The sequence below is a fragment of the Alteromonas sp. ABM1_013 genome, assembly GCF_056160505.1.
Genome location: NZ_JBSWXH010000005.1, coordinates 490,283 through 515,198, shown reverse-complemented (window position 1 = coordinate 515,198; position 24,916 = coordinate 490,283). Strand labels below are relative to the sequence as shown.

25 protein-coding genes are annotated in these 24,916 nt (G+C 43.5%); 17 read left to right on the top strand and 8 right to left on the bottom strand.

Features of this window, described 5'->3' with window-relative positions:
- Positions 1-222 precede the first annotated feature (222 nt).
- From ACXAGK_RS16940 to ACXAGK_RS16925, 4 genes are all read right to left on the bottom strand, one after another.
- Positions 223-846 carry a phosphatase PAP2 family protein gene (locus ACXAGK_RS16940; RefSeq protein WP_474857133.1) on the bottom strand — a complete coding sequence of 208 codons (624 nt, stop codon included), beginning with the start codon at positions 844-846 and terminating at the stop codon, positions 223-225.
- 127 nt (positions 847-973) lie between these two features.
- The gene (locus ACXAGK_RS16935) at positions 974-1,669 is read right to left on the bottom strand and encodes an EF-hand domain-containing protein (protein ID WP_474857132.1); all 696 of its coding nucleotides are present in this window, start codon (positions 1,667-1,669) and stop codon (positions 974-976) included.
- Positions 1,670-1,988: 319 nt separating this feature from the next.
- A complete protein-coding gene (locus ACXAGK_RS16930) occupies positions 1,989-2,387 on the bottom strand; it encodes a GFA family protein (protein WP_474857131.1) in 399 nt (132 codons plus the stop codon).
- A gap of 47 nt (positions 2,388-2,434) precedes the next feature.
- Complete coding sequence (locus tag ACXAGK_RS16925; protein ID WP_474857130.1) at positions 2,435-3,490, bottom strand: aromatic ring-hydroxylating oxygenase subunit alpha; 1,056 nt, start codon at positions 3,488-3,490, stop codon at positions 2,435-2,437.
- A 162-nt stretch (positions 3,491-3,652) separates the two neighbouring features.
- Here ACXAGK_RS16925 and ACXAGK_RS16920 point away from each other — a divergent pair, with 162 nt between their 5' ends.
- Together ACXAGK_RS16920 and ACXAGK_RS16915 are read left to right on the top strand one after the other, a co-directional pair.
- Entirely contained in the window at positions 3,653-4,573 is a 921-nt protein-coding gene (locus ACXAGK_RS16920; RefSeq protein ID WP_474857129.1) for a cation diffusion facilitator family transporter, read from the top strand.
- Between the two features lie 103 nt (positions 4,574-4,676).
- Positions 4,677-5,009 carry a hypothetical protein gene (locus ACXAGK_RS16915; RefSeq protein ID WP_474805923.1) on the top strand — a complete coding sequence of 111 codons (333 nt, stop codon included), beginning with the start codon at positions 4,677-4,679 and terminating at the stop codon, positions 5,007-5,009.
- Between the two features lie 197 nt (positions 5,010-5,206).
- Here the strand turns inward: ACXAGK_RS16915 and ACXAGK_RS16910 are convergent, their stop codons facing one another.
- A complete protein-coding gene (locus ACXAGK_RS16910) occupies positions 5,207-5,446 on the bottom strand; it encodes a hypothetical protein (RefSeq protein ID WP_474805925.1) in 240 nt (79 codons plus the stop codon).
- 298 nt (positions 5,447-5,744) lie between these two features.
- On the opposite strand from ACXAGK_RS16910, the gene ACXAGK_RS16905 reads away from it, so the two are divergent.
- From ACXAGK_RS16905 to ACXAGK_RS16850, 12 genes are all read left to right on the top strand, one after another.
- Positions 5,745-7,664 (top strand): ATP-dependent DNA helicase, encoded by a 1,920-nt coding sequence (locus ACXAGK_RS16905; protein ID WP_474857128.1) that lies wholly within the window; start codon positions 5,745-5,747, stop codon positions 7,662-7,664.
- Positions 7,665-7,740: 76 nt separating this feature from the next.
- Entirely contained in the window at positions 7,741-8,457 is a 717-nt protein-coding gene (gene tsaB / locus ACXAGK_RS16900) for a tRNA (adenosine(37)-N6)-threonylcarbamoyltransferase complex dimerization subunit type 1 TsaB (protein ID WP_474857127.1), read from the top strand.
- A 136-nt stretch (positions 8,458-8,593) separates the two neighbouring features.
- Entirely contained in the window at positions 8,594-8,887 is a 294-nt protein-coding gene (locus ACXAGK_RS16895) for a hypothetical protein (protein WP_474805929.1), read from the top strand.
- A gap of 348 nt (positions 8,888-9,235) precedes the next feature.
- Entirely contained in the window at positions 9,236-9,892 is a 657-nt protein-coding gene (locus ACXAGK_RS16890) for a Slp family lipoprotein (RefSeq protein WP_474857126.1), read from the top strand.
- A gap of 96 nt (positions 9,893-9,988) precedes the next feature.
- A complete protein-coding gene (locus ACXAGK_RS16885) occupies positions 9,989-10,828 on the top strand; it encodes an alpha/beta fold hydrolase (RefSeq protein ID WP_474857125.1) in 840 nt (279 codons plus the stop codon).
- Positions 10,829-10,949: 121 nt separating this feature from the next.
- Positions 10,950-12,602, top strand: a complete 1,653-nt coding sequence (gene fadD / locus ACXAGK_RS16880; protein ID WP_474857124.1) for a long-chain-fatty-acid--CoA ligase FadD — start codon at positions 10,950-10,952, stop codon at positions 12,600-12,602.
- Positions 12,603-12,664: 62 nt separating this feature from the next.
- Complete coding sequence (gene rnd / locus ACXAGK_RS16875; protein ID WP_474857123.1) at positions 12,665-13,822, top strand: ribonuclease D; 1,158 nt, start codon at positions 12,665-12,667, stop codon at positions 13,820-13,822.
- 77 nt (positions 13,823-13,899) lie between these two features.
- On the top strand, positions 13,900-14,196 hold the full coding sequence (locus tag ACXAGK_RS16870) for a YcgL domain-containing protein (RefSeq protein WP_474857122.1): 297 nt from the start codon (positions 13,900-13,902) through the stop codon (positions 14,194-14,196).
- A 6-nt stretch (positions 14,197-14,202) separates the two neighbouring features.
- Complete coding sequence (locus ACXAGK_RS16865; protein WP_474857121.1) at positions 14,203-15,285, top strand: lytic murein transglycosylase; 1,083 nt, start codon at positions 14,203-14,205, stop codon at positions 15,283-15,285.
- Entirely contained in the window at positions 15,285-15,953 is a 669-nt protein-coding gene (locus ACXAGK_RS16860; protein ID WP_474857120.1) for a fumarylacetoacetate hydrolase family protein, read from the top strand. Before ACXAGK_RS16865 ends, ACXAGK_RS16860 begins: the two co-directional genes overlap by 1 nt.
- Entirely contained in the window at positions 15,950-16,444 is a 495-nt protein-coding gene (locus tag ACXAGK_RS16855) for a YcgN family cysteine cluster protein (RefSeq protein ID WP_474857119.1), read from the top strand. The genes ACXAGK_RS16860 and ACXAGK_RS16855 overlap by 4 nt, the downstream gene beginning before the upstream one ends.
- Before the next feature lie 135 nt (positions 16,445-16,579).
- A complete protein-coding gene (locus ACXAGK_RS16850) occupies positions 16,580-17,863 on the top strand; it encodes an alginate export family protein (RefSeq protein WP_474857118.1) in 1,284 nt (427 codons plus the stop codon).
- An 85-nt stretch (positions 17,864-17,948) separates the two neighbouring features.
- Here the strand turns inward: ACXAGK_RS16850 and ACXAGK_RS16845 are convergent, their stop codons facing one another.
- Genes ACXAGK_RS16845 through nhaB form a run of 3 tightly spaced genes read right to left on the bottom strand, consistent with a single transcriptional unit; the run spans position 17,949 to position 20,599 of the window.
- A complete protein-coding gene (locus ACXAGK_RS16845) occupies positions 17,949-18,497 on the bottom strand; it encodes a GNAT family N-acetyltransferase (protein WP_474857117.1) in 549 nt (182 codons plus the stop codon).
- Positions 18,494-19,021 carry a disulfide bond formation protein DsbB gene (dsbB, locus tag ACXAGK_RS16840; RefSeq protein ID WP_474857116.1) on the bottom strand — a complete coding sequence of 176 codons (528 nt, stop codon included), beginning with the start codon at positions 19,019-19,021 and terminating at the stop codon, positions 18,494-18,496. The genes ACXAGK_RS16845 and dsbB overlap by 4 nt, the downstream gene beginning before the upstream one ends.
- Before the next feature lie 3 nt (positions 19,022-19,024).
- On the bottom strand, positions 19,025-20,599 hold the full coding sequence (gene nhaB, locus ACXAGK_RS16835; RefSeq protein WP_474857115.1) for a sodium/proton antiporter NhaB: 1,575 nt from the start codon (positions 20,597-20,599) through the stop codon (positions 19,025-19,027).
- A gap of 429 nt (positions 20,600-21,028) precedes the next feature.
- Here nhaB and fadR point away from each other — a divergent pair, with 429 nt between their 5' ends.
- From fadR to ACXAGK_RS16820, 3 genes are all read left to right on the top strand, one after another.
- Positions 21,029-21,739 carry a fatty acid metabolism transcriptional regulator FadR gene (gene fadR / locus ACXAGK_RS16830; protein WP_474805955.1) on the top strand — a complete coding sequence of 237 codons (711 nt, stop codon included), beginning with the start codon at positions 21,029-21,031 and terminating at the stop codon, positions 21,737-21,739.
- A gap of 361 nt (positions 21,740-22,100) precedes the next feature.
- A complete protein-coding gene (locus ACXAGK_RS16825) occupies positions 22,101-24,278 on the top strand; it encodes a S9 family peptidase (protein WP_474857114.1) in 2,178 nt (725 codons plus the stop codon).
- 170 nt (positions 24,279-24,448) lie between these two features.
- Positions 24,449-24,808, top strand: a complete 360-nt coding sequence (locus tag ACXAGK_RS16820; RefSeq protein WP_025255732.1) for a phasin-related domain-containing protein — start codon at positions 24,449-24,451, stop codon at positions 24,806-24,808.
- The last annotated feature ends 108 nt before the right edge of the window (positions 24,809-24,916 follow it).

Sequence of the window (24,916 nt, the reverse complement as noted above, 5' to 3'; positions counted from 1 at the left end):
AACTATAACATTAACACCATAATACGCCAATGGCGTATGCGGATATTTAAAGCCCAACTAACCTTTTCCCTAAAAATAACAAATCACATCTCGCAGAAGTATGGATGATATCCTTAACTTTCTAGGCACCATTGTAAGCATTAAACAACAAGCCTATGCAAGTGTGTTCCCTCACTAAAAAAGTGAGGAAACATGCCTTAACTCGTATTTCCGTGATTAGCGTTATTTAAATCGATTCGGCAGGTGAGAGCTTTGCTTAAGACTTTCAACTTCATCTTCAACAGGCTTTTCGAGCTTTGACACCGCGTAGGCCACACCAAAGCCCAAACAACTTCCCACCAAAACATCTGATAAGTGATGCGCGTCGCGCTTAGTCCTCGACTTTCCTATAACTGCTGTAGCAGCTAAGCCTGCCGCTGACGCTAACAATAAAGGTCCAGAACTACGAGGTATTGAACCAGCCACTGCGGCTACTGCTGCCGCATGTCCTGATGGCATAGAGTTAAATTTGTCTTTCAATGCCGGGCCTTTTATTTCAGGGCCTGCCTCAGCTTTAGGACGCTTTCGGCCAATTAAGCGTTTAAGGCCAGCATTAAGTAGCCCCGCCACCGAAGCTGATAATGTCGATTTCAAAAGGAAGCGTTGTACCTTCGGAGCGTCCGTCATCTTAGATACGGCATAGGCTGAACCTGTTATTGCGACGACAGATGGTGGCGTCGTTGCATTACTTAATTTGCTGGAAGTAATAAGATTTTCTTTACCCTGCGCTTTATCTGCACTGGGCCCATTCATTTTTCGCAGTGCTCGGTAAGCGAGTAAACTTTTAATTCCTGTGGAAGCTAACATAAAAAATCCTTTCTTCAATGAAGAGGTGTGGAAGGAGTTCTATACGTGCAGGCTCGATAGCACGTCTACTAAAAAGTATTTGAATAATAAAAAGAGCCGCACGAGCGACTCTTATCTTGCTTACATATTACTCTTCCGAGTTATCGCCTAAATTTCCTTTAGATGTACGCTGATAACGCTTAAACTCTGTACGTGTAATCAATTCATCATCATTTAAATCAATTTTATCAAAATTGCATGTCACGCCACTTCTTGAGGCTTCAGCTTTTGTAAGCTCGCCATCGTTATTCGCGTCCATCATATCGAATTTACTACGCGCGATTACTGCTTCATCTGCGATCACAGTCTTATCGTTCACAACAGTATCTTTGGCTACTTTATCGACCTTTGTCTTTTCTAGGTTTCCATTAGCTTTAAGCTCAGTTTCAGCTCTTAACTCGTGAGTGAGCCTTTTATCTTTTGTCGCGGCAACCACTTCATCTACATCGGAATCAACGTTAACCTTCGTTTCCATTGTACCTTTTGCCCCCATGCTTTCTTTCATCGACTTGACCGTGGAAAGCACTTCATCATCGAAATGTTGAGGGTGTTTCATGACATGAGCATTAAATTCTTTGGCTGAAAGTTGCATGTCTGAATTGGTATCAATTTTAGAAAAATGTGCATAAATCTCATCGTCGTCAGCTTCTTCTCGTGAGATGTAGCCGTTATCATCGTTGTCTAAATCGACGAACGTTGTGTCGATTTTCTCCATGTCGTTGCCAGCAAATGCACCAGCAGACAGAGCGGCACTGATTAATGTAGCAATAGTTAACTTTTTCATATCTTACTCCTTGGTTTTTCGGCCTCCATACTGCATAAAAACGGAGGAGAGAGTTCACAAAGAGTCATTCACAGCATATGCCATTCAAATAAAGTTTATTTAAATCAATGTGTTGGTTTTTTTAAGGGACAGGTGGAGGCAGGAGGAATTGTGAGAACTATAGAATTTTATGAAAAAGTTACCCGTTATTTTTAACAAAAATGGAACATATTAAGCGGGGCATGTTGTGAATGTGAGCAACGATCGACCTGCCGTTATTCAAACCGCGATTTCTATCTAGTATAAAGCCACTATGTTTCGAATGAGCACCCAGTGTTTGTTACGGTAAACGTTCGAATGTTGTAATTGTTTCTAAGCTTTCTTCCCACGCAGCTTTGCTTACGCCGAAGATATGTGCAGTAGGTTTAATCAGTAGTTTCGTATCCAGACATCCAGCGGGTACGGCTAGAATGTCACCGAGTTGAGTACACGGAAGGGCTGAACCACAAATTTTACAGAAACTTTTGCTATGACGCGTGTTCTCGAGCGTGAAGTTGACTACAGCGTCAACACCCGATGCCCAAGTTAATATAGCCGAACTTGAAAACAGGTTGGCTGCGAAGGCCGAACCTGTATCCTTTTGACAATGTTTGCAGTGGCACAGATAAAAACTGTCAAAATCACCCTCAATTTTAAAAGTTACCGACCCGCACAAACAAGACCCTTTGTAATTGTTCATCAAAACTCCTTTTTTGTGAAATACCACTATTTAAAGCACTAAGACTGCTACTGTTTAGCAAGCCAATCGTAAAAATGCGCCACGCCCGCTTCTAAAAACGGTTCTATGGGACCGTGTTCTTCTTCGCCTGATAAATAAAGTGCTCGTCGACCTTTTTCTAGCAATAGGCAGGCTTCTTCATCTTCTACCGCTGTTTCCATATAGGCCGCTTTTTCCGCTGCAAAGTAGTCTGGCATATCTTTATAAAGTGCTTCGGGATAATAAAATTCAACGTGGTTTACACATGCGCCGGCACCCTTGGGATAAATAGTGCTGACGACAATAATATCTGGGTACCACTCAATCATAATATTAGGGTACAAAAAGCACCATATTGCGCCAAAGCGAGGAAGTGTTTGCCCGAATCGTGCCAATAATGCGTCTTGGAACTCTCTGTAACGCGGTGTTGTGCGCTTGGTAAGCTGGTCGCCTAGCCCAACTTTTTGAACTGAAAAATCATCGCCAAACGACCATTCTAAATCATCGGGTTTAACAAACTGGCGAAGCCCAGGGTGCATGGAGTACACGTGATAGTTCTCTAGATAGATTTCGATGAATGTCTTCCAGTTAAATTGATATTCCGTGGTTTCAGAACCGGCGTAAAAGTAATCGGTAAAGTCGAGATAGTCCTCAAGCCCAAGGGCAGATAAGTCCATATTAGGAGATCGCCCTCGAAATAGAAGACAGTTCCACACTGACAGTGATTCCTTTTTCAACTGACCGCTAGGGGCATCCTTAAAGTGGGGCGCACCTTTAAGCTGGCCTGTATTGTCATAGCCCCAGCAGTGGAGTTTACAAACAATGCTGCGTGCTCGACCTTGCCCTTCAAGAAGTTGAGCTTGTCGATGTAAGCAAACATTGGATATAAGTTCATAATTCTCACCCTGATTAAACAACGCATAACGGTCGTTAAAGTGAGGAAGCACTTGATAACTAAACTTCTCTGGCACCATTAGGGAATGGCCCGCATAAGCAAGCCCCCGAGAGAATGTCTGCTCGATTTCCTGCTGGCTTTCATCAGCATCAAAGTAACTTTTTATAGAAGGGTGGGTAACGGTATTCATAGTTTAAAATGAGTGCTAAAAACGCATTGCGTTAAGTAGAAATTATATAGGCGCTATTTATCACTGAATTGATTAAAAAAATAGCAATATTTTTATTCAAAGCACTATTATTTTTAAAATAACGGAGTAGAATCCGCGCACCTTAATTTCGATGTGACTCTCATGGACATTGGCTTCCATCACCTTGAAGAAAAGCGTTTATTAACGCTTTCTTTTTACATTGCCGGCGCATTTGTCGTTATTGCACTTGGTTTTGCCATTTTAACCAGTTCTGGCGCTATTTTATTTGATGCCGCTTACTCGTTAATTGCTTTTGTTATGTCAATGCTAACGCTAAAAGTGGCTAACTTGGTTCAACGTCCTGATGATGACCGGTTCCACTTTGGTTACACGGCAATTGAGCCCACGCTCAACATGTTTAAGTCGCTTATTATCATTGCCACGTGTGTGTATGCGGTCGCGAGCTCTGTTCAGAGTTTATTAGCAGGTGGACATGCTGCTGAGTATGGCATCGGTATGGTCTACGGTATGGTGGCAACGGTTGGTTGTTTTTCTATCTCTCTTTACATGCGTATAAAGAGTAAGCATTTGATTTCTGACTTGGTAAAAGTAGATTCCCACACCTGGATGATAGACGGTGTGTTAAGTGCATCCATTTTGTTCGCTTTTATTTTGGCCTACGGGCTTGAATTAACGGAATATAGAAGGCTGTCGCCATACGTTGACCCTGTATTATTAATTATTCTTGGCTCAGCAATGTTGCCAGTGCCTTTTAAAATTCTGCGTGAAAGTCTTAACGAGGTCATTAATAAGGCGCCTCCTGAAGCAATATCCGCAGTAATTGAAAAGAAGTTCAAAAAGACATTGGCCGACGTACCATACGAACATGTAGAAGTGCGAATTAGTAAACGGGGTAGGGATGTTTATCTTTTAGTCCACATTATAGTGGATGACGCATTCTCGATTGCTACGATAAGTGAGTTAGACGAAATTCGACTGAAATGCGAAGCAGAAATGCGCGAATGGGACCCTGCAATTATTATGGATATTTTGTTCATAAAAGACCCCGAACTAGCAGAGTAGTGATAAAGGGGGGAAATGATATTTCTCGTATTCACCCTCTTCGTGGCTGGCAAAATACTCCAAATTTTCCGATAATCAAGTCTTTAAACTAATTGAAGATGTGATGGAAACGCGACTTCCGCTATATAAAAAGCTGCTGGTGATGTACCGCATAGAACCGGGGTGTCTTGGGCCGCAAGGTGCAGACTATGTCGAGGAGTTTTGTGTATTTGCCAAAAAAAAGCTAAAGGACAACAATGGTCATTGCTTGAGATGGACCATTAAGCCCCGCTACGACAAGACACTGCCCGAGCTTGAATTTCAGATAAAAAACGCCGTACTTTCCCGTGACAATGCGGCTAAATATATGGATAGCTTTGGCATTGATATCGACGCTTTTGAAGAAGAGTTAGAGGAGGCACTGGCCGATTTGGTTGATGCATTTTTTGAGCGTTAACTTTTATATTGAGCTGCTATGGTATACGTCGCCGTCAAAAACGCTGAACAGCTAAAAATTTTTCTAAGACCAGAGCCCGAAACCACGCCCCAAAAAAGGAAAAGACCAAAAAAGAAAAGTACAAAAAAGCCTCGTCATTTCTGGCGAGGCTTGTTTATCAATTCAGATAAAGTGAATCAGTAACTCACCTTATTAGATTAGTTTAAAGATTTCAGCTTTTGGTAACCTTCAGCTTCTAGCTCATCATTTACGCACTCTAATACAAATGCATCTTCCGACTTGTCTTTTGTGCCTTCTTCTTCAGCGATTTCTTTACAGAACTGAGTTAATTCAGCTACTAGTTCCGCAGGTGCTTCTTCTGATGCAGCTGCAATTACAGAGAACGCCATTGCGCTTAAACCTACTAAGCCTAAACCTATAAAGCGTAAACCTTTCATAATTACCTCGTTAAATAGTTGAGTGTAAACATTTACGAGCTGGATTTTGCGCCTAAGTATTAAGTTTAAAAAGCAAATTCTTTTGTTCTAGAAGATAAATTCTTTTCATCAAAAAATTAACATTTGTGTTGCTTGATAAGTGAAGTTAAGCGCTACGTGCTTTTCGTAATTTAACTATCAAGCTAGGCAAATGAATGGAAGAAGACGACGTTAAAATGCAAACCTTTATTGGGCATTCAATAGGCTTTTTGGCATAATGCGCGGCCTAAAGTAGAAAAGTAATGACAGCGCTTAAACCATGCCCACAATAAATAATGTATTCTCATCAGATGGCCTTCTTGCTGGTGCTATCAAGGGGTTCGTACCTCGCGAAGCTCAAACTGAGATGGCGAAGGCGGTTAAGCGCGCTATTGATACCACAGGTAGTTTAATCGTAGAGGCGGGTACAGGAACCGGTAAAACCTTCGCCTATCTTGCTCCTGCATTGCTAAGCGACGGAAAAGCCATCGTCTCTACCGGTACTAAAAACCTACAAGAACAGCTGTTTCACCGTGACCTACCTTTGGTAAAAAAGGCTTTGGGCAGCAAGCGAAAAACGGCACTGCTAAAAGGCCGTTCAAACTATCTTTGCCTGCACCGGGTAGCGCAGCATAGCGGTAATTCTACTCTGGTTGAAAAAGAGGTATTGGGACAGCTTTCAGAAGTGAAACGCTGGTCTAGTACAACGAAAACGGGTGATATGGGTGAGCTTAAAACCCTTCCTGAAGATGCCCGTGTTTTACCGTTGGTTACCTCTACAGTAGATAATTGCTTGGGCCGCGATTGCCCAGATTATGAAGATTGCTACTTGGTAAAAGCGCGCAGAAAGGCGCTGGATGCTGATATTATTGTGGTAAACCACCACCTTTTCTTTGCAGATATGGCGCTTAAAGACACGGGGTTTGGCGAACTTATCCCAGAAGCTGACGCGATTATTTTTGATGAAGCCCATCAAATTCCTGATATTGCGAGCGACTATTTTGGTGAGTCACTTTCGACCAGACAAATTCACGATATTGCGAAAGATATCACGCTCTTGTTCAGAACAGTGCTAAAAGATGCTGGGCAGCTAGATAAAGCGGCTGACAAATGCAGAATGATTGCCTCTGATTTACGGTTATTGTTCCCGGATACGGCTGAACGTGGCAACTGGGCTGAGGCGCTAGACCGTGACGACGTACGAATGCAGGTGGGCAAGCTGGCCGAAGCGCTAGGTGTACTGCATGAGGTGTGCAAGTTACACATTGGCCGCGATAAAGATTTAGACAACATGTATGAACGTGTTGTCGCTGCACGAGAGCAGTTAGATGCGTTAAGTGACAATAAGCAAGAAAATGTAAGTTTGTGGTATGAGACTACGCAGCGTCACCTCATTATGCATTTAACGCCATTATCGATTGCGGCTAAATTTAGGCGTTTCGTATCATCGCCCCCGCGCGGGTGGATATTTACCTCGGCAACCTTAATGGTAAACGGCGGTTTTGATCACTTCCAGCGCCGCATGGGCTTAGAAGATGCTGAAACATTGGGATTAGATAGCCCGTTTAATTATCCTGAACAGGCCATGCTGTGCGTGCCCCGCTATTTACCAGAACCAAACAGCTACGCTATGCGCGAAACTTTGCTAGAAACAGCCAAACGGCTAATCAAAGCAAGTCGCGGCAGATGTTTTTTGTTGTTTACTAGTCACGCCATGCTTCGAGAAATTGCGCAGAAGCTAGAAGATGAGATAGACAACCCGCTACTGGTGCAAGGGACTACCACTAAGCAAGCATTGCTGGATGCCTACCTTGCAGATGAAAAAGCCGTACTAATGGGCACAGGTGCATTTTGGGAAGGGGTAGACGTACGCGGCAATGACTTGGTTTGCGTGATGATTGATAAGCTGCCCTTTGCGTCCCCTGACGATCCGCTGCTTCAAGCGCGTATGGAAGATGTAAAAAAACGAGGCGCAAATCCTTTTGGCGTCATCCAAATTCCCCAAGCTGTTATTACGTTAAAGCAGGGTGCAGGACGACTCATTCGAGACCCATCAGATAAGGGCGTACTGGTAATATGTGACAACCGATTAGTGACAAAACCTTACGCCAAAACCTTTGTCGGCAGCTTGCCGGATATGAAAAGAACAAGAAGCCTGGTCGAAGTGGAAAAATTTTTAGCCGGCATTGATGAAGCCTAAGTTAAAGCGCTGAAAGCGGTTAATGTGACTTCACCCACTAACACTATTTTCAGCTTATATGAAATAAGAGATAAACATGAATATTTTAGCTATAGATACGGCAACCGAAGCTTGCTCGGTAGCGCTTCATTATAACGACACTGTTGTTACGCGCTTTGAAATATGCCCTCAGCAGCATAGTCAGCGTCTTCTACCCATGGTGGATGAGGTGTTAAAGGAAGCAAAGATTTCGCTGGGCGATCTAGATTTACTGGCTTTCGGTCGAGGCCCTGGCAGCTTTACCGGTGTTCGAATAGCGACGGGAATGATTCAAGGTTTAGCGTTAGGAACAGGCTTAAAAGTAGCGGGCGTGAGTACGCTTGAAGCTATGGCGTTTGAAGTGGCGTCTGAAACTCAGAACAAAGATGCATTTGTCGCCGTTGCATCGGATGCGCGTATGGGGGAAGTGTATTTTGCTGTTTATAGGCAGACAGAAGAAGGTGTTTTACTCACTATTGACGAGCAAGTTTGTCCGCCAGAGGTGGCTATTGAACAGCTAAACGCGCTTAAGGAAGAGAATAGCGTCTCTGTGATTGCAGCTGGCACCGGCTGGTCTGCCTATGAGGAGCTTGATAACTGGAAGTCTGAGTTATGTGGCGAGGTAACGTCTGAAGTCACGCTTCCAAACGCACAGTACATGCTTAAGCTTGCAATAGATGCACATAACAAAGGCGAAGTATTTGACGCTGTGAATGTAGAACCTGTATATCTGCGCGATAAAGTCACGTGGAAAAAATTACCAGGCAGAGAGTAACGACGCGCCATAATTATGGGGCGCCCATTTCTAATAAAAAGGTTAATAGTAAAACGGCCAACATTGACAAAAGAAGCGAGTCTCGACGATGAAGCTCGCTTCCCAATGGTATGATTTTTGCCTTAATTAACTTCGTATGATTATCAACAATAATTTCGCCGTACCGTCTTCCGAACCTTCGCAAGGCCGTGTCGCTAAAATTAACAAAGACCCTGAACAGCAAAGTAAAGGGCAAAGTGAATCGTCTGCCAGGGCGATCGTTGTTGCGCCCGACGAACAGGGAACGGATAACGCCAAAGCGTACCAACAGTTTATCCGTGAAGACGGCAACACCTATTCTCAAAATGCCATAGCGTCATACACAAGCTTCGAAAAGCAGCAGCAACGGGATTCTATTCAATCGATGTTTGGTGTAGATATTTACGCATAACATCATCTCACTGCTAATTGTTCACTTGTCTATCAGTTCTAACGAATCGTTAAACTTCGCATACCTTTTTGAACTAACTACCGTTATATCTGTTCCAATTATTGTGGCCCAAACCCCATTCTTTATATATGTATTACATTAATTGAACGACAGTGGTAGTCGTCTCGTAATAATGCTAATGTTTAGTTGGTAGGGTGTGGTTTTTCTTTGTAACTTAAAGAGATACGTAAAAGTATATTAGAGTTTTTAGATGTGTTACCGCACGAGGATTTCATAAAGAGCACTTACTGCTCCCCTTATGATCCAAACAGGTGCAACATTTTTTCTAGGGTTCAGAGGAGCGCTTTGATGTCTCGTTATTTAGTTTTAATTACGGTCATGTTATTTACTGGCTGTACCATAGTTCCAGATAGTATCGATGTACCAGAAGGCACTCAGCTTGTTAGCTATTCAAAAGCGGTGACCTCAGGTGCTAATGCGCAAGGTCAAAAAGCGCGGTGGGGTGGTATGATTGTTGGGGTTGAAAATAAGCCCAACAAGACGTTGATCGAGCTTGCTCACTTTCCTTTGAACCACTACGGTAAACCTTCCACTAATGGCGAAACGTCAGGCCGATTTAAAGTGCAAATAGACGGCTTTGTTGACCCTATTGTTTTTGAAGAAGGCCGTTCTGCGACATTCTTGGGCAGCATAACAGCGCCAACGGCAGGCATGGTAGGAGAGCAACCTTATATCTACCCAACGATTATCGCCGACGATTATCATATGTGGAGAAAACAAGAGGTTTACGACGTAAATACTTATTTCTTTAATTATCACACCGGCTGGTATTCACCATTCTATCGTTTTAATGGGCCTTGGATGTACCCGCATTTTAATAGAACCCGCGTTATCCGCTATCAAAATGCACCGAGCAAAGCAAAGTTACCATCTACCAACAGTAGACCAAGTAACAACTATTCGGAGCCGCGCGGTAAATCACCAAGTACCAACAAGCGACAATAGGGATAGTTAAATGGGCGGCATATAATTGCCGCCTTATTGGTTTTAGTGGAAAGGAAATGTAAGGGAGGCGGCGGTTATTTGCCGGTACGGAGCGTTATGATTGAAACAGAGTTCAATATTGGAGCACTACACCTAGCTGCGTTAGACAACCAGGGTGCAGGCAAAGTTGTTATAGGTTTGCACGGGTACTTGGATAACGCAGAAAGCTTAAGGTTGCTAGCGCCTTACCTACAAACCCACCGCTTTGTTGCAATTGACCTAGCAGGGCATGGGCGTTCATCTCATCGTGTTCATGGCGCGCATTACAATCAAGCGGATTACTTACAGGACTTATACGCTTTAATTGAATCCCAAAACTGGGAAGAGGTAATCCTACTGGGGCATTCGCTTGGTGGAATCCTTGCTAGCCTATTTGCTGCGCTCTTCCCCGATAAAGTCTCTGCCGTCATTAGCATTGATGCATGCGGCCCGCTTACAGAAAGTGAAGAGACTACCGCATCGCAAATGCGAGAGTCTATTATCAGCCGTCATGCCAAATCCCGTAATAAATTGCGGATCGTTGATTTAGAAGATGCCGTAAAAGCGAGATGCAAAATTTCAGACATTCCAGAAGAGCACGCCCGTTCAATACTGTCTAGAAACTTAACCCAAGATGCTGGCGGACACTGCTTTTGGGCGAGCGATCCTAAACTACGTACAAAATCATCGCTAAGGTTCACAGAAAAGCAGGCAGAATCTCTTATGCGTGCTATTGTATGTCCTGTACTTTTTATCGGTGCATCCAATAGCTTTAAAAACCTAGCGTCAATCTTTCCAAAAAGGAAGGAGTGGTTTTTAAATGCACAATACGAACAATTAGTAGGCGGTCATCATATTCACATGGAAAATACTGATGATGTGGGGCTATTAATTCGCAATTTTGTTGAGCAATTGTAAATTGTGCCGTTTATTTTTTTTTACACTTCCTATACTATTCGCAAGTTATCAGACCAGTTACATGGGCACGTCTTCTAAAGTGCTCATTAAATAGTATAAGAATAAAGTAGAGGAGGTTTTGGTGGAAAAAACCTGGCTTAAGCATTACGACCCTCGCGTTTCCGCAGAAATCGATGCCGATCGTTACGCATCTGTAGTAGACATTTTCGAGCAGTCGGTTAAGAAGTTTAAAAACAAAGAAGCCTTCATTAACATGGGGCACTCAATTTCGTTTGAGGAGCTAGATACCTTATCAGCGCAGTTCGCTGCATACTTACAGTCTAGCGGCTTAAAACGCGGTGATGCTGTGGCAATTATGATGCCTAACCTCCTTCAGTACCCTGTTGCTATGTTTGGGATATTGCGTGCAGGTATGGTTGTGGTTAACGTTAACCCTCTTTATACCGCTCGCGAGTTGAAGCACCAGCTTAACGATGCCAACGCTAAAGCTATCGTTATAGTTGAAAACTTCGCTTGTACGCTCGAAGAGGTCATCGCAGATACTAATCTACAAGAAGTCTTTTTGACAGCATTGGGTGATATGTTGCCTGCTCCTAAGCGTTGGGTTGTGAACGCGGTGGTTAAGTACGTCAAAAAGATGGTGCCTTCATTCAACCTGCCTGAAACGACGTCATTTATGTCGGCGGTTAAAAAAGGTCAGTCCCTAGAATATACGCGTCCAGAGATTGATAGCGGTGATTTAGCCTTCCTTCAATACACAGGTGGAACGACCGGTGTTTCTAAAGGCGCAATGTTAACGCACCGCAATATGGTAGCAAACTTAGAACAAGTGTCAGGCATTCTAGAAACCGTCATAGAAGAAGGCGAAGACTTTGTTGTTACCGCGCTTCCGCTTTATCATATCTTTGCGCTATTGGCGAACTGCCTCATGTTCGTTAAATATGGCTGCCGCAATTTGCTTATTACCAACCCCCGCGACATGCCAGCTTTTGTGAATGAACTTAGCAAATACCCATTTACTATCCTGCCTGGTGTAAACACCTTGTTCAATGGCCTGTTGAACACGCCTGGGTTCAGCGAGCTTGATTTCAGTAAGTTTAAATTTGGCTTAGGTGGCGGCATGGCGGTTCAGCGTCCTGTTGCAGAGAAGTGGGAGAAGGTTACTAACACTGTGCTTCTTGAAGGCTATGGCCTTACAGAATGCTCACCTGTGGTCGCAGTAAACCCGCCACAAATTGAAGCATACAAAGGCGCAATTGGAATGCCGGTTCCTTCAACAGACATCAAGCTTCTTGACGACGATGGTAATCCAGTTGAAAAAGGCGAGCCTGGTGAAATGTGGGTGAAAGGCCCTCAGGTGATGAAAGGATATTTGAATCGCCCTGAAGCAACAGAAGAAATTCTGAAAGACGGTTGGCTAGCCACTGGTGACATTGCAACAATAGATGATGAAGGTTACTTCTATATTGTTGACCGTAAAAAGGATATGATCCTAGTTTCTGGCTTCAACGTGTTCCCGAACGAAATTGAAGAAGTAGCTGCAATGCATGACAACATTGTTGAGGCGGCGGCAGTTGGGGTTCCTCATGAGGTCAGCGGTGAAGTCGTGAAACTATTCGTAGTTAAAAATAACGATTCACTCACTGAAAAAGACGTTATCGCGCACTGTCGTAACCACTTAACGGGTTACAAAGTGCCTAAGCAAGTTGTTTTCAAAGACGACTTACCAAAAACCAATGTAGGTAAAATACTGCGTCGGGAGCTTCGAGACTAGTTTCATTGAAATAGTTTTGTGAAAGCCGGCGTAAGCCGGCTTTTTTATTACTGTGCAAAAATATGCAATATCAATTAATTACAACATCTGAACAACTTGAAAAAGTGTGCACTGCAGCTCAGCGTCAAGAGGCCGTAGCCTTAGACACCGAATTTGTAAGAACGAGAACCCTTACTCCTCACCTTGGCCTTATTCAGCTTTACGACGGCCATCAACTGGTTCTTATTGACCCGCTTGCCATCGACAACATGCGGCCGTTTATCGAGCTTATGGAAAATACTGAAGTAGTAAAAGTACTGCATTCGTGTTCAGAAGATATAGAGGCATTTCTCACAGCCTTCGACACGGTACCAACACCCGTTTTTGATACACAGTTGGCAGGAAGCATTTTGGATATGGGGCCGTCACTGGGCTATGCAAAGCTGGTAGAGTTGCTGTGCGATATTACGCTAGATAAAGGTGAATCGCGAACAGACTGGATAGCGAGACCCCTTCGCGAATCTCAGCTTAGCTATGCAGCAAACGACGTATTGTACTTACTGCCGTGCTATCAAGAGCTAGCCAGTAAAGTCCAAGAAGCGGGCAAAGTGCATTGGATTTACCAAGAAATAGCGTTGCTAGTAGATAAAAAACGCGCTCAAATGCCAGAAGATTTTGCCTATTTAAGTATTAAGAACAACTGGCGCTTAAACAGCGAACAGCTCACAGTATTGCAAGCGTTAGCCGCATGGCGTTTAAATACGGCACGAAAGAAAGACTTGGCGCTAAACTTTGTTTTCAAAGAAGGTCATTTGTTTGAAGCAGCGCAGCGCCTGATTGATAGTAAATCTGGCCTTTCGCGCATTAACGGCGTGAATCACCAATCGGTACGCCGCTACGGCGATACTATTATTACGCTAATTGAAGAAGCAAGAGCGAAGTATGCGCAAACGCCAGAGAAGCTACGGTTACCTGTTGTGTTGCGGCTTATCGATATTGCTAAATACAAGAAAACCCTTGCCGAACTTAAAGTAATTAGTGATCAAATTGCAAAAGATAACAACGTCAATAGCGACGTTATAGCGTCTAAAAAACAGCTAAATCAATTGTTAAAATGGTACTGGTTTTCGGTTGATGAGACCCGCGTACAAGGGTTAACGCCTGATGTGCTATCTACTTGGCGTGAGCCATTGTTTCGACCTCACGTAACCCGACTGTTAGGCGACGCGCCTTCCCAGTAACCCTCTACAAAACAACGTGGGTGTGCAAAAGTGAAAACTTTTACGACCGCACTCATTACAAAGCGAGTAAATCATTTATGTTATGCGCAGTTTATAAAACGCGAAAAAAAGAAGGCATGTATTTATATGTGCCAAAAAAAGATCATTTCGAAGATGTGCCCGAAGCGCTAATGGAAACCTTTGGTCGCCCGGAATTAGTGACCATTATCGCTTTAGAAAAACGGGAAAAACTGGGTATGGTCGATAAGCAAAAGCTTATCGATGAACTTACTGAAAAAGGTTTTTACCTGCAAATGCCACCTAAGGAAGACAACCTGTTAGAGCAGCATCGCGAATCTCTTGGACTTTCAAAAACTCCGGATAAAAAGTTTTAAATATTCATGTTAGTAAAAATGATCAACCGTGTAGTCCCTCGATTGGCGGTTCAAACTAAGGGGTGTAGCTTCAGCTTACTGCTTAAGTCGTTCAAGACCGCCGTATGTTTATTTAGTATCACTTTAAGTCTTTCACTAACGGCTTACGCTGAGAGCAAGCCGAGTAGTGACGAGAGGCTTAGCGAAGAAGGCTTTAACCGTTATGTTGCTCAGCTTAAAAACGAAGCGGCTGAAAAAGGCATAAATAAAACTAAGCTAGAGCAGGCGTTCGCTGATATCACTTTTAGACCCACCGTTGTCAAATCTGATAAAAGTCAGCCAGAGAAAAAAATCACTTTAGATGACTATCTAGCAACGCGAGTACCTGATTGGAAAGTAAAGCAAGCTGTTGAGCAGTACAACGAACATAAAGTATTACTTGAAGAGATTGCGAAGAAATACGGCGTACAGGCACGCTTTATTGTTGCGCTGTGGGGTAATGAGTCTAATTTTGGTAAAATTCAGGGCAATTTTAGCGTGCTGTCAGCGCTGGCATCGTTGGCATATGAAGGACGACGAGAGAAATTGTTTAAAGACAATTTTTTTGCCGCACTGCGCATACTTGATGAAGGTCATATCGACGTAGAGGCGTTTAAAGGCTCATGGGCCGGTGCGATGGGGCAAACACAGTTTATGCCCATATCCTTTTTAAACTATGCGGTAGATTATGACGGCGACGGCAGAAAGGATATTTGGGGCACCAAGGCTGATGTATTTGCGTCAATCGCCAACTACTTATCCTCTGAAGGATGGGACAGTGAGGGGACGTGGGGGCGCCAAGTCACTCTCACTCAACCAGTACCTTTTTCAGGGCTCGCGAAATCTAATATGAAGCCGCTATCTTTTTGGAGCTCAAATGGTGTTCGGCGCTACAACGGCAGTGAGCTTCCCAAAGCTAATGTCGATGCGTCACTTATTATGCCGGATGGTGAAAAAGGGCGAATTTACTTGGTTTATAACAATTTCCATACGTTGATGAAGTGGAATCGTTCGTCCTATTTTGGCGTTTCGGTTGGGTATTTATCTGAACGAATAAAGCGAGGTTACTAATGGCATATCGTCACATTGATACCCAAGGTAATGAAATACCATTACCTGTTAGTAAAGTGCTATGCATTGGTCGAAATTACCTCGACCACATTCAAGAAATGAACTCTACGGTGTCTGAAGCACCGCTGCTGTTTATGAAACCTAAGGCTGCGTTGTGCCATATGCATGAGCCCATTGCTATTCCCACTGACAAAGGCGAATGCCATAACGAGCTTGAAGTGTCGGTACTGCTTAAGTCACCACTTAAAAATGCAAGTGAAGATGAGGTCAAAGGTGCTATTTGGGGGATTGGCCTAGGGCTTGATTTAACTCTCCGCGAAGTCCAAGCAGCGCTTAAAAAGCAAGGACAACCTTGGGAACGAGCCAAATCTTTTGATAACAGCGCGCCACTTTCTGGCTTTGTGCCGTACAGTGAAGTTGGGAATCTTGATGATTTGCGCTTTACCTTAACCATAAACGGAGAGGTCAGGCAGCAGGGGCATACCGAACTCATGCTACACAGAATCATTCCTCTAATCGCTCACATGTCATCTATATTTACCCTAGATAGCGGAGACGTGGTCCTTACCGGTACGCCAAAAGGGGTAGGTAAATTGAGTCCTGCAGATAAGGTCGAGGCATCGCTAGATAGTTTGCTCGCTTTAAGTACAGAGGTGGTGGCGCAATGACGGTGGCATTTTGGGAAACTAAGTCATTAGAAGAAATGAACCAAAAGGAATGGGAGTCTCTTTGTGATGGATGTGGTAAATGCTGCCTGCAAAAATTTATTGATGATGACGCGGTAGAAGAATACGAAGTTACCGACCATATTAACGATAATGAAAAGATTCACTACACCAATATCGTGTGCACGTATTTGAATACGAAAAAGTGTGAATGTACGCAATATGAAAGACGCACTGAGCTCGTGCCCGATTGCGTGAAGCTTACCAAAGAAAATCTAAAGGATATTTTCTTTATGCCCAATAGCTGCACCTATCGTCGGCTTTACGAGGGAAGGGGAATACCATCGTGGCACCCTTTGCTGAACAAAGGTAAGAAACACGTAATGCATGCGAAAGGAATGTCGGTGCGGAATAAAACGGTGTTTGAAAGTGATGTGGATCTCAACCATTTTGAAGACTATATCGCTATTTGGCCGTTAGAAGATTTAGACTAAACCCTGCGAGTTGTGACTACTTAAATTCAACACCTCACCTTTGTTGATTTTGATTTTAGACTAAAGAGCGTGAGTGAAATGCGACTGACTCGCTTATACTTACGCTTTTCTTACCCGATTTTCAAAGGCTTAAAGATGAGTAAACTGAGTGCTAGTGCTCCGATATTATTGTTAGCCACTACTTGTATAGGCACATCATTAAAAGCAGAAAACCTAGATACCAGCTACAGCGGTTCAGTTAGAGTACGTTATGAAACGCTTAATAATCCAATCTTTCCTACAGACGAAAACATCCGCGCTAAAACAAATCAACGCCTTTCAACCCGAATTAGGTTAAAAGGCGAAGCCAGCTATGGAAATTGGAGTGCTGTCGCTGAGATAGAAGACTCTAGGGCTTATCTCGACGAGAATGATCCCACTCTCAAGTCTTCGCAGGTGAATACGCTTGAGCCAGTGCAGTTGTACATCACTTACAAGGGTATCAGTGAAGTTATAGATAGCGTAACTCTTGGACGCGTAACACTAGATCACGGCAGTCGTCGACTGATGGGGCGCACACGATTTAGGAACGCTACAAATAGCTTTGAAGGTGCACTAATTGATGCAACTTGGTCTGGATGGCATGTTCGTGGTTTCTATTTGCTGCCACTTACTCGCTTTCCATTAGATTCGGCCTCAATCGATAGTAATAAACGCGCTTTTGATAAAAGTTATAGTAATCAAAAATTTTATGGCGTTTATGCTGAATCAGAAGATAAGACCTTGAAAGTACACAGTTACTGGCTGAAAGAATCTGACTCAAAAGAGCTAGCGACAAAAAATCGTGACCTGTTTACCTTGTCGGTGGATTATTCGAAAACCTTTTCAGAAGATTGGAAATACAACATAGAAGCGATAGGGCAAACTGGTCAGGCAAGGCAGTCTACATCAACATCAGACATAGATGATAAAGACGTTACTTCTTGGATGATACATAGTCACATCGGCAAACAAATCAGTGCTAATACTTTTATTAGAGCAGAAATTGATGCAGCAAGTGGTGACAATGATAGTACTGACGACACCATAAAAGCCTTTGACTCTCTTTATGGTTTACGGCGGTTTGATTTCGGCCCAACGGACGTTTATCAAACATTTCCTCGTAGCAATATATTGGCACCGGGGCTAAGAGGCGTTACAAAGCTAAATGACGATAACACGCTTATGCTTGGGTACAAAGGACTGTGGCTTCAAAAAGTGGCTGAAAGTGAAGAAGACTTTCTAGGGCACCAAATAGAGTTTCGCTGGCGATATCAAGCATCTGCGCCACTAAGGTTCGAACTAGGCGGTGCATACCTTGCTAAGGGTGATGCGTTAGAAACTGGCGCGTACCCCGATAATTCCATGTACGCCTATACGGGGGTAATGTACTCTTTCTAAGAGTAATTACAGATTATAGGAAAACATTGCCACATAAACAGGAAATATTGGGGCTGTGGGTGGCTAGATTGCATATTTAAGCTGGTTAGATAGTGAGTGCATAAAGAAGCGCGTCTCTTCCAAATACGCGCTTTCTACACAGCCCTTCTTTCACACCGCCAATTCGCTCGGCAACACGCATACTCGCTTTATTGTTTGGTTCAACAAAGCACTCTAGTCGGTGCAGATTCATTTGCGAGAATGCGAGCTTTTTTAGCGCTTCACACAGCGCCGTCGCTAAGCCTCTACCGCAAGCGTCGGGTCTTAACCAGTAGCCGAGGTTTGCGGTTAAATGGGTGTGATGAATATGATTGATAATACCCATGCCCAAACACTTTTCGTCATGCATTAACAAATACGTAAGACCGTAGCCTGTCTGACGAGCTTTTTCCATATTAGTTATGCACTGCTTTGACAACGCTGGCGTAACAGGGCAGACCGCAGAGCCGAACCAAGGCTTTACATGGTGAATAGATTGTTGGCCCGCATCACACAGCGCATTGCAGTGTTTCTCTGCGATGCGCTGAATGCTAATTGGGCCTTGCTCCGACTGTATAGGAGGTAGGCGAGAGGGTAAAATGGATAAGTCGATCAAAAGGGTTTCTTATCCAGTAAGCGACAGGCAAATACGATGGCAAATACAGCGAAGTAAGCAGCAAAAATTATTTGCATCCACTCTGCCATTCCCATAGACAAAAACTGCCACGTGTCTTCTAAACAGTCCCCCTCAGCAGCAAACACCGCGGGCAGCCATTCGTGAAGCTGTAACCATGAAGGAAAGTTAGGCACTATTTCACAGCTGGCAAAAAACGGGTTGGCAGCGTTGAGAATACCTACGTGTTCTTTGGCTATTAAAAATCCCCAGCCTGAAGATACCGCCCAGCCAGCAAAGCCAAGCATACGGGTAAACCCGTTGTTTTTTATTACGACAATAAGTGCCGACAAAACAATGCCGTACATAGCCGTACGCTGATAAATACACATAATGCATGGTTTCAGGCCCATGCCATATTGGAAGTACAGGGCAGCAATTTCCAATGCTAGTGATGTAGCAAAAAGCACAAGCCATGAAGACTTGTGCTCTGCCCACTGGCTTATGCCGTGAATGACACCGCGCATAGATTAATGACCTACCGCTTGTGCGCCTGCTTCAGCTGCAGTGTGGTGTTCAATAAGGTGCATGTCGTATAGCCACTGAGTAGCATCAGCAAGCCCAATATAGGTCGCTACCAGACCAACAATAGTAAGTACTATCGTATATGGCAACGCCATCATAACCATACGGCCGTACGACAAACGAAGCAGTGGCGCGATGGCTGAGGTCAGCAAGAATAGGAAAGCCGCTTGACCGTTTGGTGTTGCCACACTTGGTAAGTTAGTTCCCGTATTGATTGCTACCGCAAGCATGTCGTACTGGTCGCGAGTAATTTGGCCTGCTTGCAGCGCAGCCGTTACCTCAGTGATATACACCGAGCCTACGAATACGTTGTCACTCACCATCGAAAGCACGCCATTGGCAAGATAGAACATGACCATTTGCGTTTCGCCTTCAAACGACAGTACCCAATGGATAACTGGCTGGAATAGGCCTTGGTCAATAATAACCGCCACTACACCAAAGAAAACACAAAGTAGTGCAGCGAAGGGCAGTGCTTCCTCGAACGCTTTACCAAGTGCGTGCTCTTCGATAACACCGCTCATTGAAGTAGCAAGTACAATAACTGACAGACCGATAAGACCCACTGACGCCATATGCGTAGCAAGGCCAATGATTAACCAAACACCAATTAGCGCTTGTACTATCAGTTTAGCGGTTTCACGCTTACTGCGACCCTTGTCCATATGGTCGTTGTAGTCGACCAAAATTTGTCTTACCGCCGCAGGTAATTTTGCACCGTAAGAAAACATTCCGGTTTTTTCTAACACTACGGTAGTTAACAAACCGAATACGAACACAGGCAGAGTAACAGGTGCCATACGGATAAAGAACTCGACGAAATCCCAGCCTGCTTTATCAGCAATAATTAGGTTTTGTGGCTCGCCTACCATGGTCATAACGCCACCTAACGCTGTACCTACCGCTGAGTGCATCATAAGGTTGCGTAGAAATGCTCTGAAGTCTTCTAAATCATGGCTTCCTAATTCGTCATCACTGGTGTGGTCGTGATCAGAGTGAAACTCTTTACCTGACGCCACTTTGTGATAAATAGAGTAAAAGCCCAAGCCGACACTGATGATTACCGCCACTACCGTTAGCGCATCTAGGAAAGCCGATAGAAATGCAGAGGCAAAAATAAATGAAAGCGACAGTATTAGCTTATTACGTACCTTGATAACCAATTTGGTGAATAGGTACATAAGTAAATCTTTCATGAAGTAGATGCCAGCCACCATAAATACAAGCAGTAGCAGAACCTCTAAGTTCACTTCAATCTCATGCATCATATGACCGGGTGTCGTCATGCCGATAAACATGGCTTCGATAAGTAGGAGTCCGCCTGGTTGGAGCGGGTAGCATTTAAGCGCCATTGCTAGCGTAAAAATAAACTGAATGACAAGCGTCCAGCCAGCTATATATGGGTCCACCATAAAGATGAAGGGATTAACAATGAGAAAGGCAATAATGGTTTTTTTATACCAGTCGGGCGCATGTCCCAGGAAATTCTTATAGATCGCCGCGATCATTGAGGTTTGCATGAGTTCCTGTTCCTTTTACAACAAAGCACGCATTTTGCGCATCTTTATACTGTGTAGTTCCGGTTATTGCATACTTAAACTGCTGGTGCTGTACGATTTAGTTCGTCTAACCGCTGTTTCGTTGCTGTCATTATAGTCGGAAATTAAGCGTACATGATATTACCGCCTTGAGAAAGCAATTCACAGACCCCACCATATGAAAGTCACTGAATATTTATCACTTTTTTGATGATAATTATCATTAAGATAGGAAATGCTGACTATTTTGGACATAAAGTAAACAAGCGTTGCTTTATAGTTTTTGAAATAACACTTAAATTTTAACAAGTTGTTAAAACCTTTAGTGGACGAAGCATAATTCATTGTGATAATAAAACAGCATCTGGTACAATCAGTTGCAAAATAACAAGAACGTGCAGGCGATTAGTTATGATTTATAAGGCACAGAGTCCAGCCGGATTCGCCGAAGAATATATTGTTGAATCTATTTGGAGTGGAAGATTTCCACCTGGCACCATTTTGCCTGCAGAGAGAGAGCTTTCTGAGTTAATTGGTGTAACGCGAACCACTTTGCGAGAAGTATTACAGCGTTTGGCGCGCGATGGCTGGTTGACCATTCAACACGGCAAGCCAACCAAGGTAAACAACTTCTGGGAAACGTGCGGTCTGAACATTCTTGAAACTCTTGCTCGCTTAGACCAAGAGGGCATTCCTGAGCTTGTCGATAATTTGCTTGCTGCGCGCACTAATTTAAGTGCGGTTTTCATTCGAGGTGCTATTCGAAACAACCCTCAAGCGTCTGCAGATATTATCGCGAGATACAAAGATGTCGAGCAAGAAGGGTTAGCGTTTGCGCAATTTGATTATCAGATGACTCATGATCTAGCGCTTGCCTCTAACAACAACGTATTTGTTTTGATGATGAATGGTTTCCGCGGGCTGTACTCGCGAATAGGTGGGTACTTCTTTTCGCATCAACCGGCACGAGATATCGCCATGAAATATTACGCAGACCTGCTTGATGCGGCAGAGAAGGGCGAATACGACAGGGTTCCTGTCGTGGTAAGAAATTATGGTATTGAGAGTGGTAAGGTGTGGCAAGCCATTCGTGACGAAATGCCAAAGGATTTAGTCGATTAAGGTTAGTGACGTTTAGGTTCAAAGAAGCATAAACGTTGTTCAAAATTCGATAACACGTTTTTATTTTAAACACCGCATTTCTCTATGAGTTATGCGGTGTTTTTGTTTGTGCAATCTGCACAATATTTGTTTGCCTGTAAGGCGTGTATATTTTGTAACACTTAATCCCCGCCTTACCCGCATCCAATTGCCATTAACGCTAGAACCTCACTTTCATTTATATATACTCGTTATATAAAACAGTGAAGGGCTTTTTTACACACAAATTCAAAATTACGATGGTGTTGAAGAAACACTTTTTGACAGCGATAAAGCACCAAGCGTGGATAAACGTAATCGAACGCGAGATAAAGGAAAAATAATGAAATTCATATGGATAGCACTAGCTGCAGGCGGGCTGATGTCAGGCTGTAGCCTTGAAAACAAAACGGAAAACGTTCAACAAGAGTTAGACAAGGCAGCTCCATCAGTTATGTTAAATACAAATGTAAATGCTCCAATAGCGAAAAAAGTGCCTTATGAGATGTCGGCACATGGAGTGACTAGAAACGACCATTATTACTGGATGCGCGATGATTCACGCACAGATGAAGAGATATTGGCGCATCTAGAGCAAGAAAACAGCTATGTAGAAACTGTACTTGCGCCGCTCAAAGAAAACCGCGAAGCACTTTATGAAGAGCTGGTTTCTCGTATAGAGAAAGACGATTCTACGGTACCTGTGTTCGACAACGGCTACTGGTACTACACCCGTTATTCAGGAGAGAACGAGTACCCTGTATATCTAAGAAAGCCTTCGCTAGATGCCGAGCCACAAGTGTTGCTTGATGCAAATGTTATGTCTGAAGGACATGACTATTTCAATATTGGTAGTTACGCGGTAAGCAGTAACAACACGCTTATGGCGTACTCTGAAGACACGCTTAGTCGTCGAATTTATACCGTATACGTTAAAAACCTGGATAACGGCGAAAAGCTTGACGATGTTCTAGAAGGCACGTCAGGCAACGCAGTGTGGGCTAACGACAATGAACATTTATTTTATGTGAAAAAAGACCCGCAAACCCTTTTAGGCTATCAAGTTTATCGCCATAAGCTGGGTACTTCTCAAGAAGACGATGTCTTAGTGTACGAAGAAAGCGACCCTACGTTTTATACCTACATCAGTAAAAGCAAAGACGACAGTGTCATTTATATTTATCATTCTCACACTGACAAAACTGGCGTGACTTTGATCGATGCTGATAACCCTACATCTCAATCAGAAATATTCTTACCCATTGAAGATGGCCAGGAGTATAGCGTAGCAAAAGCAAGTGACGGTTATTACGTATTAACTAACATTGATGCAAAAAACTTCAAAGTAATGAAGGCGCCATTAGATGCCACAAGTGACGTGTCAAAATGGCAAGAAGTAGTCCCACATCGTCCAGAGGTCTTTCTTCAAAGTATTGAAGTGATGAAAAATCATCTGGTTGTGAAAGAAAAAGAAAATGGCATGCTGCGCTTAGTTGTACACAACCTAACTTCAAACGAGCAAAAGGTTATACCAACTCAAGATCCTATTTACGGTGCATACTTTAATGCCAACCCTGAAATGGATACTAATAAGCTTAGAATCTATTACAGCTCATTGACTACGCCAGGCTCTATCATTGATATCAACCTTGATACGCTTGAGAGTGAAGTCATGAAGCAAACCCATGTATCTGACACCTTTGATTCTTCAGCTTACGCCTCAGAGCGAGTAATGATTGAGGCGCGCGATGGCGCTATGGTTCCAGTGTCCTTGGTTTATCGTAAAGATAAGTTCAAAAAAGACGGCTCTAATCCGCTATATCAATATGCCTATGGCTCGTATGGTGCAACTATCGACCCTACATTTAGAAGCAGCTGGCTTTCTTTAATAGACAGAGGGTTTGTTGTTGCCATTGCGCATATTCGCGGTGGGCAAATGCTGGGGCGTGAATGGTATGAGAGCGGCAAAATGCATCAAAAAATGAATACATTTACTGATTTTATTGATGTATCAAAAGGCTTAGTTGCTAAGCAGTACGCTGATAAAGACCGCGTATTTGCAATGGGCGGTAGCGCAGGTGGTTTGCTAATGGGAGCCGTTGTCAATATGGCTCCTGAGCTTTACCAAGGGGTGAGTGCCCACGTGCCGTTTGTTGATGTGGTGACCACTATGAGTGATGAGACTATTCCATTGACCACAGGTGAATATACTGAATGGGGTAACCCAGCAAATAAAGATGAGTTTGACTATATGCTGTCTTATTCGCCTTACGATCAAGTTGAAGCTAAAGATTACCCACACATGCTAGTAACTACAGGGTTACATGATTCGCAAGTTCAATACTTTGAGCCTATGAAGTGGGTTGCTAAACTCAGAGAGTATAAAACAGATGACAACTTGCTTCTGTTTAAAACCGACATGGAAGCGGGTCACGGTGGCGCATCGGGACGTTTTAAGCGGTTTGAATCAACTGCCCTAGAATATGCCTTTGTTTTGCATCTTGCAGGTGTACCACTTTAATTCGATGCTAATATTTTGAATTTAGCTTTTGTCTTTAAGCCCGAATAAGTCACCACTTTTCGGGCTTTTTCATTTTTTAGTGTTTTTAGTATGCGGATTCTAATTGTTAAGCGTACAGTTTATCCATGGTGTTGAAACACACTCAAATTTAGCATTCATAGGAGCTGAACATGACTACTACTGACACAATTAAAGGCAAAATTAACGAAGCCGAAGAGATGGCGCGTAAAATTTGGTTAGCAGGCCTAGGCGCTTATGGTAAAAGCGTTGAAGAAGCGCAGGGGCGTTACGAGAAACTAAGCGAAGAAGCGAACAAAATGTTCGACGAGCTAGTGACTAAAGGTGAAACGCTAGAAGACGATGCTAAGAGCAAGTTTAAATCGACCACTAACGATGTAGAAAATCGTGTAGCTGACGTTCGCAAAAAACTTGGTCTTGATTCTGAGCCAGCAGATCAGCGTATTGAAGAGCTGTCGGCTAAAATCGATGCCTTGACTGAAGCTGTTGCTAAACTGGCGGCCAGCAAGTAAAGCGATAGTCTTTTTTGGGCTCCGCTTGCGGTGCTCAATATGCAGTTTTTGATTACTACTTGGCTAAAGTAGGGTACTAATAAAATTGCAACTGAGTGGCAGTGAAAG

Coding starts and splice junctions, on each gene's coding strand:
- ACXAGK_RS16935 (WP_474857132.1), bottom strand. CDS start 1,669: ATGAAAAAGTTAACTATTGCTACATTAATCAGTGCCGCTCTGTCTGCT.
- ACXAGK_RS16930 (WP_474857131.1), bottom strand. CDS start 2,387: ATGAACAATTACAAAGGGTCTTGTTTGTGCGGGTCGGTAACTTTTAAA.
- nhaB (WP_474857115.1), bottom strand. CDS start 20,599: ATGCAAACCTCAATGATCGCGGCGATCTATAAGAATTTCCTGGGACAT.
- ACXAGK_RS16820 (WP_025255732.1), top strand. CDS start 24,449: ATGACTACTACTGACACAATTAAAGGCAAAATTAACGAAGCCGAAGAG.
- ACXAGK_RS16910 (WP_474805925.1), bottom strand. CDS start 5,446: ATGAAAGGTTTACGCTTTATAGGTTTAGGCTTAGTAGGTTTAAGCGCA.
- rnd (WP_474857123.1), top strand. CDS start 12,665: ATGCAATATCAATTAATTACAACATCTGAACAACTTGAAAAAGTGTGC.
- ACXAGK_RS16940 (WP_474857133.1), bottom strand. CDS start 846: ATGTTAGCTTCCACAGGAATTAAAAGTTTACTCGCTTACCGAGCACTG.
- ACXAGK_RS16915 (WP_474805923.1), top strand. CDS start 4,677: ATGGAAACGCGACTTCCGCTATATAAAAAGCTGCTGGTGATGTACCGC.
- tsaB (WP_474857127.1), top strand. CDS start 7,741: ATGAATATTTTAGCTATAGATACGGCAACCGAAGCTTGCTCGGTAGCG.
- ACXAGK_RS16825 (WP_474857114.1), top strand. CDS start 22,101: ATGAAATTCATATGGATAGCACTAGCTGCAGGCGGGCTGATGTCAGGC.
- ACXAGK_RS16855 (WP_474857119.1), top strand. CDS start 15,950: ATGACGGTGGCATTTTGGGAAACTAAGTCATTAGAAGAAATGAACCAA.
- ACXAGK_RS16890 (WP_474857126.1), top strand. CDS start 9,236: ATGTCTCGTTATTTAGTTTTAATTACGGTCATGTTATTTACTGGCTGT.
- ACXAGK_RS16850 (WP_474857118.1), top strand. CDS start 16,580: ATGAGTAAACTGAGTGCTAGTGCTCCGATATTATTGTTAGCCACTACT.
- ACXAGK_RS16860 (WP_474857120.1), top strand. CDS start 15,285: ATGGCATATCGTCACATTGATACCCAAGGTAATGAAATACCATTACCT.
- ACXAGK_RS16895 (WP_474805929.1), top strand. CDS start 8,594: ATGATTATCAACAATAATTTCGCCGTACCGTCTTCCGAACCTTCGCAA.
- ACXAGK_RS16925 (WP_474857130.1), bottom strand. CDS start 3,490: ATGAATACCGTTACCCACCCTTCTATAAAAAGTTACTTTGATGCTGAT.
- fadR (WP_474805955.1), top strand. CDS start 21,029: ATGATTTATAAGGCACAGAGTCCAGCCGGATTCGCCGAAGAATATATT.
- ACXAGK_RS16870 (WP_474857122.1), top strand. CDS start 13,900: ATGTTATGCGCAGTTTATAAAACGCGAAAAAAAGAAGGCATGTATTTA.
- ACXAGK_RS16885 (WP_474857125.1), top strand. CDS start 9,989: ATGATTGAAACAGAGTTCAATATTGGAGCACTACACCTAGCTGCGTTA.
- ACXAGK_RS16920 (WP_474857129.1), top strand. CDS start 3,653: ATGGACATTGGCTTCCATCACCTTGAAGAAAAGCGTTTATTAACGCTT.
- ACXAGK_RS16905 (WP_474857128.1), top strand. CDS start 5,745: ATGCCCACAATAAATAATGTATTCTCATCAGATGGCCTTCTTGCTGGT.
- dsbB (WP_474857116.1), bottom strand. CDS start 19,021: ATGCGCGGTGTCATTCACGGCATAAGCCAGTGGGCAGAGCACAAGTCT.
- ACXAGK_RS16865 (WP_474857121.1), top strand. CDS start 14,203: ATGTTAGTAAAAATGATCAACCGTGTAGTCCCTCGATTGGCGGTTCAA.